15 protein-coding genes and 1 pseudogene are annotated in these 14,806 nt (G+C 39.5%); 7 read left to right on the forward strand and 9 right to left on the reverse strand.

The genetic code is table 11. The features are described 5' to 3' along the window. Positions 1-70: 70 nt before the first annotated feature. Positions 71-538, forward strand: a complete 468-nt coding sequence (locus ACSC97_RS06155) for a Holliday junction resolvase-like protein (protein WP_004909502.1) — start codon at positions 71-73, stop codon at positions 536-538. Between the two features lies 1 nt (position 539). On the opposite strand, the gene ACSC97_RS06160 is transcribed toward ACSC97_RS06155, so the two are convergent. Continuing rightward, the gene (locus tag ACSC97_RS06160) at positions 540-1,175 is read right to left on the reverse strand and encodes a class I SAM-dependent methyltransferase (protein ID WP_004951672.1); all 636 of its coding nucleotides are present in this window, start codon (positions 1,173-1,175) and stop codon (positions 540-542) included. Positions 1,176-1,376: 201 nt separating this feature from the next. Here ACSC97_RS06160 and ACSC97_RS06165 point away from each other — a divergent pair, with 201 nt between their 5' ends. Beyond that, positions 1,377-1,940, forward strand: a complete 564-nt coding sequence (locus ACSC97_RS06165; protein ID WP_026057391.1) for a hypothetical protein — start codon at positions 1,377-1,379, stop codon at positions 1,938-1,940. Positions 1,941-1,986: 46 nt separating this feature from the next. Here ACSC97_RS06165 and ACSC97_RS06170 read toward each other — a convergent pair whose 3' ends face one another. Further along, entirely contained in the window at positions 1,987-2,529 is a 543-nt protein-coding gene (locus tag ACSC97_RS06170) for a hypothetical protein (protein WP_436659909.1), read from the reverse strand. Positions 2,530-2,547: 18 nt separating this feature from the next. After that, complete coding sequence (locus ACSC97_RS06175; RefSeq protein ID WP_436659911.1) at positions 2,548-3,327, reverse strand: class I SAM-dependent methyltransferase; 780 nt, start codon at positions 3,325-3,327, stop codon at positions 2,548-2,550. A gap of 121 nt (positions 3,328-3,448) precedes the next feature. Between ACSC97_RS06175 and ACSC97_RS06180 the strand changes: the two genes are divergently transcribed. Next, on the forward strand, positions 3,449-4,720 hold the full coding sequence (locus ACSC97_RS06180; RefSeq protein ID WP_436659913.1) for a hypothetical protein: 1,272 nt from the start codon (positions 3,449-3,451) through the stop codon (positions 4,718-4,720). A gap of 58 nt (positions 4,721-4,778) precedes the next feature. On the opposite strand, the gene ACSC97_RS06185 is transcribed toward ACSC97_RS06180, so the two are convergent. After that, positions 4,779-5,366, reverse strand: coding sequence for a hypothetical protein (locus tag ACSC97_RS06185; protein WP_125299089.1), 588 nt, complete (start codon positions 5,364-5,366; stop codon positions 4,779-4,781). 595 nt (positions 5,367-5,961) lie between these two features. Between ACSC97_RS06185 and ACSC97_RS06190 the strand changes: the two genes are divergently transcribed. Together ACSC97_RS06190 and ACSC97_RS06195 are read left to right on the forward strand one after the other, a co-directional pair. Continuing rightward, a complete protein-coding gene (locus ACSC97_RS06190; protein ID WP_004951680.1) occupies positions 5,962-6,273 on the forward strand; it encodes a hypothetical protein in 312 nt (103 codons plus the stop codon). Positions 6,274-6,346: 73 nt separating this feature from the next. Then, entirely contained in the window at positions 6,347-7,702 is a 1,356-nt protein-coding gene (locus ACSC97_RS06195; protein ID WP_436659916.1) for a S8 family serine peptidase, read from the forward strand. A gap of 97 nt (positions 7,703-7,799) precedes the next feature. Here the strand turns inward: ACSC97_RS06195 and ACSC97_RS06200 are convergent, their stop codons facing one another. Then, a complete protein-coding gene (locus ACSC97_RS06200) occupies positions 7,800-8,210 on the reverse strand; it encodes a hypothetical protein (protein WP_436659918.1) in 411 nt (136 codons plus the stop codon). Positions 8,211-8,443: 233 nt separating this feature from the next. Here ACSC97_RS06200 and ACSC97_RS06205 point away from each other — a divergent pair, with 233 nt between their 5' ends. Next, complete coding sequence (locus tag ACSC97_RS06205; protein WP_436659921.1) at positions 8,444-9,940, forward strand: flavin-containing monooxygenase; 1,497 nt, start codon at positions 8,444-8,446, stop codon at positions 9,938-9,940. A 53-nt stretch (positions 9,941-9,993) separates the two neighbouring features. Here the strand turns inward: ACSC97_RS06205 and ACSC97_RS06210 are convergent, their stop codons facing one another. The 4 genes from ACSC97_RS06210 to glyQ form a co-directional block, all read right to left on the reverse strand. Further along, entirely contained in the window at positions 9,994-10,413 is a 420-nt protein-coding gene (locus ACSC97_RS06210; RefSeq protein ID WP_436659936.1) for a hypothetical protein, read from the reverse strand. Between the two features lie 263 nt (positions 10,414-10,676). Beyond that, on the reverse strand, positions 10,677-11,099 hold the full coding sequence (locus ACSC97_RS06215; RefSeq protein ID WP_436659923.1) for a hypothetical protein: 423 nt from the start codon (positions 11,097-11,099) through the stop codon (positions 10,677-10,679). A gap of 75 nt (positions 11,100-11,174) precedes the next feature. Then, positions 11,175-13,244, reverse strand: coding sequence for a glycine--tRNA ligase subunit beta (gene glyS, locus ACSC97_RS06220; protein WP_436659925.1), 2,070 nt, complete (start codon positions 13,242-13,244; stop codon positions 11,175-11,177). Further along, the gene (gene glyQ, locus ACSC97_RS06225; RefSeq protein ID WP_004641159.1) at positions 13,244-14,233 is read right to left on the reverse strand and encodes a glycine--tRNA ligase subunit alpha; all 990 of its coding nucleotides are present in this window, start codon (positions 14,231-14,233) and stop codon (positions 13,244-13,246) included. The genes glyS and glyQ overlap by 1 nt, the downstream gene beginning before the upstream one ends. A 175-nt stretch (positions 14,234-14,408) precedes the next feature. Between glyQ and ACSC97_RS06230 the strand changes: the two are divergent. Beyond that, positions 14,409-14,806, forward strand: a pseudogene (locus ACSC97_RS06230) (IS4-like element ISAba33 family transposase); the annotation flags it as partial.

Consider the following 14,806-nt stretch of genomic DNA (forward strand, 5'->3'; position numbering starts at 1 on the left):
GAGTGTGCTACACATGACAAAAGTTTAATGTTGCAGTTAAATAGCAGCGTTATTGAAAAAGGAAAGACTTATGTCGGTTTGGCTTGCGATGTTGATTGGTGGCTGTATAGGGGTTGTGATTACCACTCTCATTTTATCAAATAGCCGCAATGGTCGTATTCAAGCTGAATATGAGAAATATATTGCTGAATTGGAACTAGAGCATAAACAGGCATTGTTAGATGCTCAAAAGCGTAGTGTGAATACCAGTCGTGCAGTCTTAAAAGGAAAAATGGCTGAGCAATTTGCCCCGATCTTACCTGAGTTTCAATATTTACCTAGTGATGCCAAATTTCTCGGTGATCCTGTCGATTATGTGGTGTTTGATGGCTACACCGATTTTCGTGATGGGGATGGCGATGCAGAGGATATTGAAGTGATTTTATTAGATATCAAAAGTGGTGGTGCGCGCTTGAGCAAAGGACAACAGGCGATTGCTCAAGCTGTTCGAGAAGGTCGAGTCCGTTTTGAAACTTTGCGGATCGACTTTGATGATTAGTTCAAGGATTCAACAAAATCTTTTGCACTCGTGCAAGTAGCATCTTTTGTGCGATCGCAGGAATCCCCTCAGCATCAAAATATTGCTTTTCAATAAATTTGAATTTTGCTTGCGCTAGGCTCCGTTCGATATCCCGATTTAAATGACAACCATCTCCAATGCGCTTCTGAATCGGAGTCAGTAAGGTTTGTAAAGATTGCATTTTTACCGATTCTGGATGTTTGACATGCTCAACGAGATGAAATGTTCCTGTAGGTTTAAGCACACGATAGATTTCAGCTAATGCCTGTTCCAGTTTTGGGATACTACACAGCGTCCATGTCGAAATAATATGGTCTAGCGATGCATCAGCAAATGGTAATTTTTCAGCACTGGATTGGACGTGTTTCACGTGGAAAGGTGCATTCTGAACACGCTCAATCGCCAAATGATAAATATCTGGATTTGGCTCAAGTGCATACAGGGTATCTACATTGCCATAAAATGGAATGTTGAGACCTGTACCAAAACCAATTTCGAGAATTTCACCTTCGATCGGAATGAGTAATTCGCGTCGTTTATCCATCAAACTGCCCGTTTGCATGACTTGATTGAGTAAATGCGGAAAGATTCGGCGTTGATAAAATTGATAAATCATAGAGAATCCATTCGTAGATTTAATGGGGGGCTGTCGCAGCTAGATGTGAAATGTCAACAGACCCTAAACACTGCACAAAAATATGACTAAAGATTATTTGATTGTTACCAAAAAAAGCAACTTTTCTCATGGTCTAAGCATACTATGAAAGCTCAAACGAGTTTATTTGCTATCAGTCATATTTTTGAGGAAGTAAAAGCCATGAAAAAGCGTCTATGGATGAGTTTATGCATGGTGGCTGCACTGGGTCAGGCACATGCTTCTGCCAGTGGAGTGGAATACAATATTGCGAAAGGTTTATCCCCTCAAGTGAAAGACCAATCGATTTCCGTATTGCAGCCTTTCTACGGTAATTTTCGTATTTTAGGATCTAAAGTTTATCAAGATGATGAGCAAGCCAAGTTTTCACCGATTGATTATGCTGTCAGTTGGGGATTGTTCGCGCATCCTGAAATCGCACGTAATATTTCAGTCAGTCAATATGACCGCTATTTGAATTGGAAAATGGATAAACTTCCTGTGCCTGCGGATCAAGCCATGCAAATGGTATCGAACATGCACATCATTCCTGCCAATCCTGAAATTGCCAAACAAATTAAACAAGTGAAACGTGGTGATTTGGTCCAGTTAAAAGGTGAACTGGTTGAAGTCCGTGATAAAGATTTAGTATGGAAGTCTTCGCTATCACCTACAGATATTGGTGATGGGGCATGTGAGTTATTTCGAGTGAATTCGATTCAATGGATTGAAAAGCAGAAAATCTAATTCAAATTAAACCAAGAAAACGAGGGGGATAACCCTCGTTTTTTATTTAATTGCTTTTATTTTCTGAAGCTTGAGCACTTCTCCAATGATGGAGTTGACTTTGTGCATGTAAATATTCATTTAACTGATTAACTTGCTGATTGGTGTCTGTCGTATTTTGTAGCGCCTTTGCTTGGCTTTCCCAATAATCATATAACAAACCTTGAATATAGCGTCCTTGTTCAGTTTTTAGATCTAAATCTTTAAGCATTGTGAGTGCAGAGTTCACATTGTCTTTTTGGCGTTGTGCTTCAAACTCTGGTGTCAACGTATTTTCTTGCTTCATTTTGGCAAGTTCGATTTCCATGCTATCAGTCATCTCAGTAAAGCGACGATCATAGTCATCCAACACAGCAATATCATGCGCATCATCTGCAGTTGCAGGAAATTGCTTGATCGGTGTCTGATTCAATTGACCAATCGCATCTTGACTAGAGCTAGTTTGATTTTCAGTAGCTGCTGTGGGTTCTTTGTCTTTGTTACAGCCTGTAAGAAAAAGGACTGAACTAAACAATGCTGCAAGGACATAAGTGGTTTTAACGGTTGGCATGGATATATTCATCCCTGATTAATTTGATATTTTCTGAAAGTGATAGGCATAGGTGATATAAGGGAAATCTATCTGATCTTGCGGAGATCGTCCCGTAAAATCAAATACAATTTGTTCAAATTTCGCTTTGAACTGTTGTTGTTGAGGATAGGGCATCGCTGCAATAAAACTGGTGGACAATAAGCGTTTGCTGACTACCTGTTCTACCGTACCAGAATGTATCAGTTGAAAGGTCTGCAAACTATTTAATTTGAATAAATCCTGATCATCGAAAACTTCTTTCCAGCGACCACTATGATAACGTGGAGTATCTCCTTCAAAAGGCGCTATTTCATCTGCTAAAGCTTGAACCCAGTCAACATTGATGTCTCTTTGATTCCAAATTAATCCTAGATGACCTGATGGTTTGAGGACTCGATGGATATCAGAAAGGCTGAGTTGATTTGCAAACCAATGAAATGATTGCGCACAAACAACACGATCAATAGAAGCATTTTTGAAGGGGAGTGACTCCGCTGATGATTGAAAGCACTCAATATCAGGGTAGCTTTGTTGGAGCTGCTTTAACATTTCATTTACAGGCTCAACAGCCAGCACTTTGGCACCTGTTTGAATCAGGTAAGGTAAGAATTTGCCAGTCCCAGAACCTAGGTCTATAACAGTTGAACTTTCACCTATTTTGAGACGATCTTGCAGCCAAATCACTATTTCTTGTGAATAATTGGGACGAACCTGTTGGTAAAGTTCAGCACCTAGACTGAAGCCTTTTTGCGCCGAAGGATGCAGGGATTGTGTCATTTTTTGCGCTTTTTAATCTGTTCTATCTCTATAAAATAAGATACTCCGCAATTTGGGTTTGGCAAAGTCATGATTTGGTGACTTTTTGATACCAACCTAGGATCAACTTTTCAGTGTGAGCATGGATAAGCAAATAATATTTGAAGATGAACATATTCGCGTTATTTTTTTGAAAGGTTCAAGCGACACATTAGTGGTTTCTTTTGGCGATTTGATTAGTCGAGCCAAAGGAATGTCCATCAATGCTGAAAAATCATTAATTAAATATGAATACAATGTCATCGGCATAATGCCGAAATTAAAAACATGGTTTCCTAAAAGCAGCATGTTGCAGATGCAACAACAGATTCAGCCGATTCTTGAACAGTTTGAAAAGCGAGTGGGCTATGGCGGTTCAATGGGTGGCTATGCCGCAATAAAATACTCAAACTTGTTGAATATGCAAAAAATTGTGGCATTTGTTCCACAATTTTCGATTGATCCAGAAGTTGTCGAAGATCGTCGTTATGCAGAATTTTTTGATGCATCTATTCATCAAAATATGCAGATTCAGGCGGATGAGGTCGATGCATCTCGGGAATATATTCTGGTCTATGATCCCTATTTTGCTGAAGATAAAGAGCATTTCTTAAAAATAAAACCTTTGTTGCCACAGATGGATGTTATTCATTTGCCCTTTACAGCACATGAAGCACTTTCGGTATTGGCAAGCTCGCAACTGTTACATGATTTTGTAGAAAAGCCGTTTGAGCTGACGTATTTTTATCGTCGTGTGCGTGAAGTGAAAAAACAAAGTAAGTTCTACTATCGTCATGTTTTGGATGCTGCCTTATCGAAGCATCAACAAGCATTGTTAAAGATTTTAGAAAACAATGACTTTGCACTTGATGAACGATATTTTGATGCTGTAATGAAACAAAAACTCGTTCAACAGTTGTTTAAATTGCGACAGGGAACTGAGCAGAATTTACATAAATTAGGTGCGCATGCACATTTTGTTCAACAAATTCAAACAGCAGCTGCCAACGTCTGTACCCCACAAAACCAATTCTTGGTTTTTAACTTGGTTAGTTTAAAACTTGAAAGCTATAGTGCAGAACATATTCAGGAAAATTCACAATACCTTGTGCCTTTGCACTTAAAGCCGAATGCACTAGTTGAGTTAAATTTAAACGATGAATATTATTTCTTGACCATGAATGATCGGGGGATTCATAAACTGATCAAGGTTGGTGATGCTTTACCTCTAGATCAATCACCATTGATATTTAAACAATATCCAGATTTTTATAATCTTAGTTACAAGCAACTGACTTTAAGTTGTGAAGATGATGGTCTGACGCATTTTATTGAGAGTCATTCTGCTGAGCAAAGTCGATTACAACTCTGTTAAACAAAAAAAGCCCTTACATTGCTAAGGGCTTTTTATTTATGAGATGGGTATTAAGTAATTAATTAATACCGACTTTAGCATTGGTGTTTACATTGGCATTTACACCTAAAACTTTTACACCCACGTTAGTGCCTGCTTGCAGATTTTTCTTATCTGCATTTAAGCCTGTTTTGGCATCTACCGCTGCTGTTTTATTATTCAGCTGTGCTTTTGCATTGGTTTGAGCTTCTAAGCTTAGCGCCTTAGAAGCTGCTTGCTTGTCCGCAATACGTTTTTTCACATCCGCCGTTTTGTCAGCAGCAAATGTTCGACCATCTACGGCTTTCTCTACAGCATAATCTTTCGTATTTTTCACGGCAGTACCCGTGGTATGAATCACTTTTGATCCTATATTTGCAGTAGTACCCACAGTTTTCTGAGATGCATTCACACCTGTGTTGACGGCCGCATGACCAACATGTTGTGCTGCATGACCAACGCCTTGTGCTGTGTTAGCAACTGCACCTGTAATGCCTTTTACCAATCCACCAGATTGAACATTAACTTGAGCAGATCCATTCGCATTTACCCCTACATTTTGTGCAAAAACAGAAGCAGAAGCGAGAATAGTTGTTGTCACGATAGCTGTTTTGATCATTTTCTTCATTGCGATTTCCTTTAAAGATGTGCCATGTTGGGGCACTTCATGAACGCAAATGAATCATATCGAGCAAATGAGAGAAAGCTATGGATTTCAGCAAATCGTTACAAGCACATTACATCTGCGAAACACTGTAGGGATAAATTGTGAAGATGCTCTAATTGATTAAGTATGTGAAAAATATATCTTTATAAATGATTTTCAAACAACATAAATTAAAAATAAAATACACCAACGTCAACTTTTTCGTCACTGAATTAAAGTCTACGCATTAAATCAATAGGCAAATTACGCTTAATTTATGTCAGTTTTAAGTTTGGCATTTTTATTGCTTGGTATAAAAGTGAAAATTTTTAATATTTATTTATGTGGTGTTTGGCTGAATTGATGATCTGTTTTTAAACTTTGATTAAATAATCAGGTGCAATAGCCTATAGAGGTTGATGAAGTTTTTTTAGCTATTTACCCATCACGATGTAATAGGGGTTACTTAATTTTAAATGTGAAATTTAACGTGAAAATTAGTTTTAATTGCGGGGTTGGATATTTAAATGAATCTTAAATCTCGTATCCGCCAGTAAATAAGCACTGGAGAAAATGAATGAAAATGATAGCGGCTTTTTTACTTTTATTGATTGGCTTAGGTGTGATCGTGTTGTATTTCCAGCCCGATGATCCGCTTACATCATCTGATGATCTCTACATTCATCAAATGACGGATGAACATTTAGAGCCTGTTCCGAAACCTTTAACGCAAGAGGAGAACAACCCTAAAGCTGTTACTACAGCAACCTTATTAGATCAACCGACAAAAACAAAGGAGGAGGTTCCATTTTATGACACAAAAAGTGATCCTTCGATCCAACCGATAGATCCAGAAACTGATCCAGCAAATCAAATCAAAAAACTTTAAATAATCTGATGTGCTTTACCCAAGCAGATTGGAAAAAGAGATGTTCTTTACCCAAGAACACTGGAGATTAAGCGTGAATAAAAAAACAGTTTTATTTTTGAGTGTATGTGTTTTTTCTAGTGCTGCAACATCTGCTGCATCACTGAATCCCTCACAGTTAAAGCAACAATTAAGTTCTGCTGCGCTAAATAAAGTCGCTAAAGGCAAAATTGACCTGAATGCTTTACTGAACAATGAGTCAAATGACTTATTAATTGAATATGACCTCAATGTCGCCAACGCACCTCTTGGAATAGAAAAGCGAAATAGCATTGCAGAAGGAAAAGCCCGATTAAAAGAAAAGTTCTCCAAAGAAGCTGGTTTCCAAACTTTAAGAGAATTTAATGGCTTACCTTTGGGGCTTTATCGTATTCAAAATAAAGAAACTCTTGCGAAAGTGCTCAATGATCCCACTGTTAAAGGGGTATATCCAAATCGCAAAAACACCACGACTACCATGGAGAGTTTACCACTGATTAATCAACCTCAAACCGTTAGTAATGGTTTTACAGGTGAAGGCTCAAGTGTTGCCGTGATTGATACAGGGGTAAATTATAAACATGCTGACTTTGGCTGTACGGCAGTAAATACACCATCTTCGACATGCCGTGTGGTGTATGCCTTTGATACCGCACCTGATGATGGCAGTTTAGATGATAATGGTCATGGTAGTAATGTCTCAGGCATCGTGTCTAAAGTCGCGACCAAAACCAAAATTATTGGTATTGATACTTTTCGCCGTGTTCGAGTGAATGGACAGTGGGGCAGTACGGCTTATGATAGTGATATCTTGGCGGGATTGAACTGGACAGTGAATAACGCACAGGCATACAACATCAAATCGGTGAATCTCAGTTTGGGCGTACCTGGTGTGAAATATACTTCCGAATGTAGTAATAGTAGCTATAGCACAGCATTTGCTAATGCACGTGCAGCAGGTGTCGTACCTGTCGTTGCATCAGGAAATGACGCATTTGCCGATGGTATCTCTTCGCCTGCATGTGTTGCGGGTGCTGTACGTGTAGGTGCTGTTTATGACAGTAATATCGGCAGTGCATCTTGGGGTAATCCGTTGAAGTGCTCTGATCCAACCACAGCTGCAGATAAAGTGACTTGCTTTAGTAATGGTGGTTCGCTTGTAACTTTACTTGCACCAGGGGCAATGATTACAGCGGGTGGTTATACGCAAGGTGGAACCTCACAAGCTGCACCACATGTTGCAGGAGCAATTGCATTATTACGTGCTAATGGTGTGAGTCCAACTGAAACCATTGATCAAACGGTGAATCGTTTGAGAGTAACGGGTAAATCAGTTACAGATACTCGTACAGGTTTAGTATTCCCACGCATCGACCTGTTGGCAGCAACCAGTGGTCTAACAGCAAATTGAGATTAATTTTTTATAGTTTAAATTGATCCCAAAGATAGGTTTAGAGTGCCATAACGCGTTGCATAGTTTTGACTATACAACGCGTTTTTAATAATGGTTATATGCATTTAGCAAGTTTTTGCTCATTGAAATTACTTTTTAATTTTTTAAAATTTTCTTGAGTTTCAGGGTTTTGAATATCAAAAGAAGTTTGCTTTTGACTAGCAGCTTGCGCTTGATCAGCATACTCTGTAGTTGTGGATTCTGCAGCGATTAGACCTTGCTGGTTAAAAATCCAGTGTTCCACAGCTTGCCCACCCTCAAACTGACCTTTGAATTCAATAAGACAATTTTGTGGTTGTTTAATCAGTTGAGCTGTATTGACCTTTGTTGAAGGTGTTGCCTCGATATTCGTTATTTTTTCTAATGTAGTGGTTGTTGATGTCGATGATGGGGAAATTGAACATGCAGTCAAACTTATGCAGCTAATGATTGAAAATAAAGTGCCTTTTAATTGTATTGAGCCCATCTGCGAATCCCAGTTATTGTAAATAATTTCAGTTTGTCGTTTTCCTCGGTGAAGTTCAACTAAGGATTTGAGGGAACTCTGTAATATTTAATACTTGGTATTTCAGCTCAATCATAATGTTTATAGCTGGCAAATTGTATCAAAACGACTTATCAGAAAGGTCAGTCAGGATAATGACCCTCAAAAATCTTTGTGCCATGTTGTGGGCGGAATAAAAAAAGGAAAAACGAGTCATGAATACCAAGTCGAAGACTGTGCCATTTTATCGAGTGATTGTGATCGGTGGTGGTTTTGCAGGTTTAGGTGCTGCGATTAAACTCAAAGAAGCGGGTATCCATGATTTTATCTTGCTCGAAAAAGCCAATGAACTCGGTGGTGTATGGCGTGAAAATACCTATCCGGGATGTGCCTGTGATGTGCCATCGGCATTGTATTCATATTCTTTTGAACCGAATCCTACATGGAGTCGGGTGTTCGCGGGACAAGCGGAAATCAAAGAATATTTACAGAACACTGCGAAAAAATATCAAGTTTTACCGCATGTGCATTTCCAACATGAAGCGCTATCAGCAAGTTGGTCTGATGCAAAACAGTGCTGGATTATTAAAACCAATCAAGGTGAATTACATTCACAATTTGCGATCATGGCATGTGGGCCAATGCATGAGCCTGTGATTCCAAATGTAAAAGGTCTCAAAGATTTTGATGGTGAAATTTTCCATTCATCTCGTTGGCGACATGACTTAGATTTAATAGATAAACGTGTTGCAGTAATCGGCACAGGCGCATCTGCAATTCAGTTTGTGCCGCAGATCCAGCCGTTGGTAAAACAACTCACTGTATTTCAACGTACACCGCATTGGGTATTACCAAAATCTGATATGCCACTGCCAAGTGCCATTCAAACTTTATTTAAATATGTCCCTGTCACTCAGTCGGTGATGCGTGGTTCAGTCTATGGCATCTTCGAAACCTTAAATGGTGGATTACAAAGCAATACTGCGATGCGGCAAGTACAGCGTATTGCTGAATTTCATATTAAACAGGGCATCAAAGACCCTGAGTTGCGCGCCAAAGTCACACCAAACTATGTGATTGGTTGTAAACGCATTTTGCAATCTAATGAATGGTATCCAGCCCTAGCACAAGACAATGTCAATGTTGTCGCAGGGGCGTTGAGCGAAGTCAAAGGCAAGCAGTTAATTGCAAGTGATGGTTCAAGCTTTGAGGCTGATGTGATCATTCTTGGGACGGGTTTTGAGGTGGCTGAACCGCCAATTGCTCAGCGTGTCTATAACCGTTATGGACAAAGCATGTCTGATGTATGGCAGGGCAGTCCAGAAGGTTATATGGGAACGATGGTGGCAGATTGCCCGAATGGCTTTTTGATGTTTGGACCGAATATTGCGGTGAGTTCTTCGGCTTTTATCATTATCGAAGCGCAGCTCACTTATATTATGGATGCACTAAAACAAGCGATTCAGAAAAATATCAAAACCATAGAACCCGATCCTGTGCGTATTGCTGAGTTTAATCAACGCGTACAAGAGACTTTACAAACCACGGTTTGGAACAAGGGTGGTTGTCAGAGTTATTTCATTGATCGGAATGGGCGCAATAGTACGGTATGGCCGTGGACGACGTTTAAGATGCGTCAGCAACTTAGCCGTTTTAATTTAAATGAATATCTGATTGATCATCAGGTTAAGCTCGAAACAGAAACAGCTTAAATCTATCTAATTATTAAAAAAACCTCTAACTTTTTATTAGAGGTTTTTTTTATTTAGTTCGATGATGGCTGACTAAGTTCAGCACGCTCAATAGGAACATTTCCATCATTGGTACCAACAACCGCATCTTTGGTATCTTGCCATTTTTTAGCAGTGTATTGTTTGGCTTTTTGTGTTTGTTCCTGAACGATTTCAGATTGTTCAGCGGTATATTCTTTGGTGTTTTTCCATCTCTCACTCATTTTTTGTGAGGTGTTTTCAGATGCTCCTTGAATTGAATCGCCTAAGTTTTGTAGCCCTTTACCTGTTTTATACAGCAATACTCGACCGAGACTAGGGTTGTCACCATAAGGAAGTGTTTTTTCAGCCGTTGCAGTATTTGCATTCGCCGTAGTTGTATTTGTTTCGGCTGCCCATAGAGAAGACGATGCAATCAGTGCAGTCGTTAAACACAGTGCAGGTACTTTTTTCATCATCTTTTATCCTTTTGGCAATATTGTTGCAATTCAAGTTTTATAGCTTATCGCCAAGTTCAAGAAAAGAATGTAGGTGATGTGAAATTGATAATGTTCGTAACGTTTAATTAAAAAAGAGACTATCTATATGATAAGAGCACAATTACGAGTTTGGAGTTAATCATAAAAATTATATCAATACGCCAGTAGTTGTTCGATTTAGATGTTCAATATTTAGTAAAGCAGAGAAGGCCTCTTTAATCTAATTTTTAATTTGGAATTTATATACAGCTTACTAATTGATTTGGAAAGAATCCACGGACTTTTTTAAATTCAGATTGGACTTCTTGTGCATGAAGATTTAATTTTTGATTTGAATGGACATATTCTAAAAACTGGCCTTGATTCTCGGGGAGCATGGCTAAGCCACCATCAGTGTAATTATATTCTGTCCGCTGAGCTTGTTTTAGTCCTGATGCATTAAAATGCCAAAGGTAAATAATTTTTCCAGTCTCACCATAAAGTGTGATCAATATTGTACAGATATTCTTTTTCCGTTTGAGTATAGCAATACTTCCTTCGGGAGCATCGTAACCATTGGGGTGATTTACTGCAGCAAGAGTATGTGATTGCTTTGATAGAGCTAAACAGGTGGTAGGATAGATTATAAGTGAGAACATCACAGCGCAAATTTTTGTTTGCATCTTTAATAACCACCTAACTAAATAAACCCCGCTATTGTATAGCGGGGTTTATTTGAAAGATCAAGGATTAGATACTTAACCTTGCAAAACACTTACATCAGCCACCGCCGTGAATAAATCACGCAATTGAGCCAATAAACGTAAACGGTTGGCTTTTAATTCAGCATCATCAGCCATAACCATTACACCTTCAAAGAAAGCATCAATTGGCGCGCGAAGTGCAGCAAGCTTAGACAATGCTTCCGTGTAGTTACGTGCAGTAAGTAAAGGCTGAACTACTGGTGTCAATGTCTGAAGTTCTGCATAAAGCGCTTTTTCAGCAGCTTCAACTAGATTCGCTTCAACCACAGCACCTTCAGGCGTTGCTTCTTTGGCAAGAATATTGGCAACACGCTTATTAGCTGCAGCCAATGCAGCCGCTTCTGGCAAAGTACGGAAATGATTCACCGCAGTCACACGCTTATCAAAATCAAGAGGAGATTTTGGAGCAAGTGCTTGAACAGCCTGAATCACATCAACCGCTACGCCTTGGTCTTCATACTTAGCACGGTAACGACCTTCAAGGAATGCAACTGCATCCGTACGGGTTTTATCGTGATCTTTAGTGATGTCGCCATAGCCTTGCAATGCAAAGTTAACCAATTCTTCAATGGTCACATCAAGTTCATTTTCAATGATCAAACGTAAGATGCCGATTGCAGAACGACGTAATGCAAATGGGTCTTTAGAACCTGTTGGCGCTTGACCAATACCAAAAATACCAACCAGCGTATCTAAACGATCTGCAAGCGCAATCGTTGTACCTGTTTTAGTTTGTGGTAATACATCACCCGCAAACTTAGGTAAGTATTGCTCACCTAAAGCTTCAGCAACTTCATGATTCTCACCTTCAAGGCGAGCATAATAAGTGCCTGCAATCCCTTGAAGTTCAGGGAATTCACCTACAAGTTCAGAGGTCAAATCACATTTAGCCAGTAAAGCTGCTTTTTCAGCATCAGCTGTATTTGCACCTGTAATTGGTGACAACGCAACGGCTAATTTCGCAATACGTTCTGATTTGTTCCAAAGCGTACCCAATTGTGCTTGGAATACCATATTGGCGAGTTTTTCTTTACGAGATGCAAGCGGTTGCTTTTGATCTTGTAGGAAGAAGAATTCTGCATCTGACAAACGAGGGCGTACAACTTTCTCATTGCCTTCAATAATTTGAATCGGATCTTTCGACTCAATATTTGAAATAGTAATGAAGTAAGGCTGTAATTTACCTTCAGCATTGATCAAACAGAAATACTTTTGGTTGTCCTGCATCGTGGTAATCAATGCTTCTTGAGGAACAGCTAAATAACGCTCTTCAAAAGTTGCACGTAATGCAACTGGCCATTCAACCAAGCTGGTGACTTCATCAAGTAAGTCTGTTGGGACAATCGCAGTTGCATTAACTTCATCAGCTAACTTTTTCACTTGATCTTGAATGGTTGCTTGACGCTTTTCAAAATTCGCAACGACATAAGCTTTTTCTAAAGCAGCAAGGTAGTCATTTGCATGCGCTAAAGTCACGACTTCAGGTGCATGGAAACGGTGACCATAAGTCACATTACCTGCTTTATGATCTTGAATGGTTGCTTCAACCACTTGATCATCTTTTAGCAATACAACCCATTTCACAGGACGTACGAATTCAGTACGACTTGCTGCTGAACGCATACGTTTTGCGATAGGTAAGTTGTCTAATGCAGTTTGTAAAATTTGTGGCAGTAAAGCATCAAGGCTTTGACCTTTCACATCCTTCAAAAAGCAAACTTTTTCAACTTTGCCTGCTTGGAACGTCGAAAGCTGATCAACCGTAATGCCTTGACCACGCATAAAGCCTTCAAGTGCTTTAGTTGGTTTGCCTTCTGCATCATAAGCGGCTTGAACAGCAGGGCCGTCAAAACGTTTTTGTGTGTCTGCTTGAGCAGCATCAATATCCACAATTTTGAGTGCCAAACGACGTGGCGCAGCATAGGCTTCGATAGCGGCAAAATTTAAGCCCGCATCTTTTAAGCCCTTTTCCGTTTCAGCTTTTAAAGCATCACGTAAAGTTTTTAAGCTTTTTGGTGGAAGTTCTTCACAGCCAAGTTCGAATAAAACAGTATGCTTTGTCATTATTTATTCTCCTTCGCTTTTTCAGCTTGGGCTGCTTCTGCTTCAACTTGTGCTTTTAACTGCGCTAATACTTCATCACGTAAATGTGGTTCTGCCATTGGGAAACCGAGTTTCGCACGCGCAGCCACATAACTTTGAGCGATTGAACGCGCTAAGGTACGAACACGTAAAATATAACGTTGACGCTCAGTTACAGAAATCGCACCACGCGCATCCAACAAGTTAAAGCTATGCGATGCTTTAATCACTTGCTCATAAGCAGGAAGTGGAAGTTCAGCTTCCATTAAACGAGCTGCTTCAGCTTCATAGAAGTCGAATAATTCAAATAATTTATCGACTGGCGCATATTCGAAGTTATAGGTCGATTGTTCCACTTCATTTTGATGGAATACATCACCATAAGTCACAGTGCCGAACTGACCTTTGGTCCAAACAAGATCGTAAACTGAGTCTACACCTTGAAGGTACATCGCAAGACGTTCTAAACCGTATGTGATTTCACCAGTAACAGGGTAGCATTCAACACCACCGACTTGCTGGAAGTAAGTGAACTGAGTCACTTCCATACCATTTAACCAAACTTCCCAACCTAAGCCCCAAGCGCCTAGTGTTGGAGATTCCCAGTTGTCTTCTACGAAGCGAATATCGTGAGTCAGTGTATCGATGCCGATTGCTTTTAAAGAATCGAGATAAAGCTGTTGGATATTGTCTGGGTTTGGCTTAAGCACTACTTGGAACTGATAATAGTGTTGTAAGCGGTTTGGGTTCTCACCATAACGACCATCTTTAGGACGGCGTGAAGGTTGAACATAAGCCGCGTTCCAAGTTTCTGGACCTAATGCGCGTAAGAAAGTTGCAGTGTGGAATGTCCCTGCACCCATTTCCATATCATATGGTTGTAATACGACGCAGCCTTGCTCCGCCCAATAGTTTTGTAGGGCAAGAATTAAGCCCTGAAATGTATCAATATGCGATATAGCACGACTCATGGTGCATCCACTGGAATCAAACAAAAATTGTGGTTAAGTATAAGGATTTTCGGGTGCAGTGCAAAGGATTCAAGCGTTTCAGCGACAAGTTCTGATAATAAATTCTTTGTACACGACAAAAAAAGATAACTCATTGAAATAATGGCATAATACTTGTTTTCTGACGACGAATATGATGACACATTTCAATGAGTTACATCTCATCTTAAACAAATATCTAAAGTGGAACAAGTCACATGTAAAATGTTTTACACTGATTATGATTGCATTAATTGTAAAACAGACATGTAATCTTTCTTCTGCATCTAAAGCCTTACCCATCAAGTGCTTACCACAATCATTTTATCGACGTATACAACGCTTCTTTGCAGGTCAGTATTTTGATTATCGTCAAATTTCTCAGTTGATTTTCAATATGTTTTCATTCGACAAAGTGCAACTGACTTTAGATAGAACCAATTGGAAATGGGGAAAACGAGATATCAATATCTTGATGTTAGCCATCGTCTATCGTGGAATAGCGATACCTATTGTTTGGACATTGCTCAATAAACGTGGAAATTCAGATACAAA

It is taken from the genome of Acinetobacter sp. P1(2025), assembly GCF_051390655.1.
Lineage (GTDB): Bacteria > Pseudomonadota > Gammaproteobacteria > Pseudomonadales > Moraxellaceae > Acinetobacter > Acinetobacter junii.

Bases quoted from the DNA above. Each gene is read 5' to 3' on its own strand.
- ACSC97_RS06155 (WP_004909502.1), top strand. From the start codon at position 71: ATGTCGGTTTGGCTTGCGATGTTGATTGGTGGCTGTATAGGGGTTGTG.
- ACSC97_RS06160 (WP_004951672.1), bottom strand. From the start codon at position 1,175: ATGATTTATCAATTTTATCAACGCCGAATCTTTCCGCATTTACTCAAT.
- ACSC97_RS06165 (WP_026057391.1), top strand. From the start codon at position 1,377: ATGAAAAAGCGTCTATGGATGAGTTTATGCATGGTGGCTGCACTGGGT.
- ACSC97_RS06170 (WP_436659909.1), bottom strand. From the start codon at position 2,529: ATGCCAACCGTTAAAACCACTTATGTCCTTGCAGCATTGTTTAGTTCA.
- ACSC97_RS06175 (WP_436659911.1), bottom strand. From the start codon at position 3,327: ATGACACAATCCCTGCATCCTTCGGCGCAAAAAGGCTTCAGTCTAGGT.
- ACSC97_RS06180 (WP_436659913.1), top strand. From the start codon at position 3,449: ATGGATAAGCAAATAATATTTGAAGATGAACATATTCGCGTTATTTTT.
- ACSC97_RS06185 (WP_125299089.1), bottom strand. From the start codon at position 5,366: ATGAAGAAAATGATCAAAACAGCTATCGTGACAACAACTATTCTCGCT.
- ACSC97_RS06190 (WP_004951680.1), top strand. From the start codon at position 5,962: ATGAAAATGATAGCGGCTTTTTTACTTTTATTGATTGGCTTAGGTGTG.
- ACSC97_RS06200 (WP_436659918.1), bottom strand. From the start codon at position 8,210: ATGGGCTCAATACAATTAAAAGGCACTTTATTTTCAATCATTAGCTGC.
- ACSC97_RS06205 (WP_436659921.1), top strand. From the start codon at position 8,444: ATGAATACCAAGTCGAAGACTGTGCCATTTTATCGAGTGATTGTGATC.
- ACSC97_RS06210 (WP_436659936.1), bottom strand. From the start codon at position 10,413: ATGAAAAAAGTACCTGCACTGTGTTTAACGACTGCACTGATTGCATCG.
- ACSC97_RS06215 (WP_436659923.1), bottom strand. From the start codon at position 11,099: ATGCAAACAAAAATTTGCGCTGTGATGTTCTCACTTATAATCTATCCT.
- glyS (WP_436659925.1), bottom strand. From the start codon at position 13,244: ATGACAAAGCATACTGTTTTATTCGAACTTGGCTGTGAAGAACTTCCA.
- glyQ (WP_004641159.1), bottom strand. From the start codon at position 14,233: ATGAGTCGTGCTATATCGCATATTGATACATTTCAGGGCTTAATTCTT.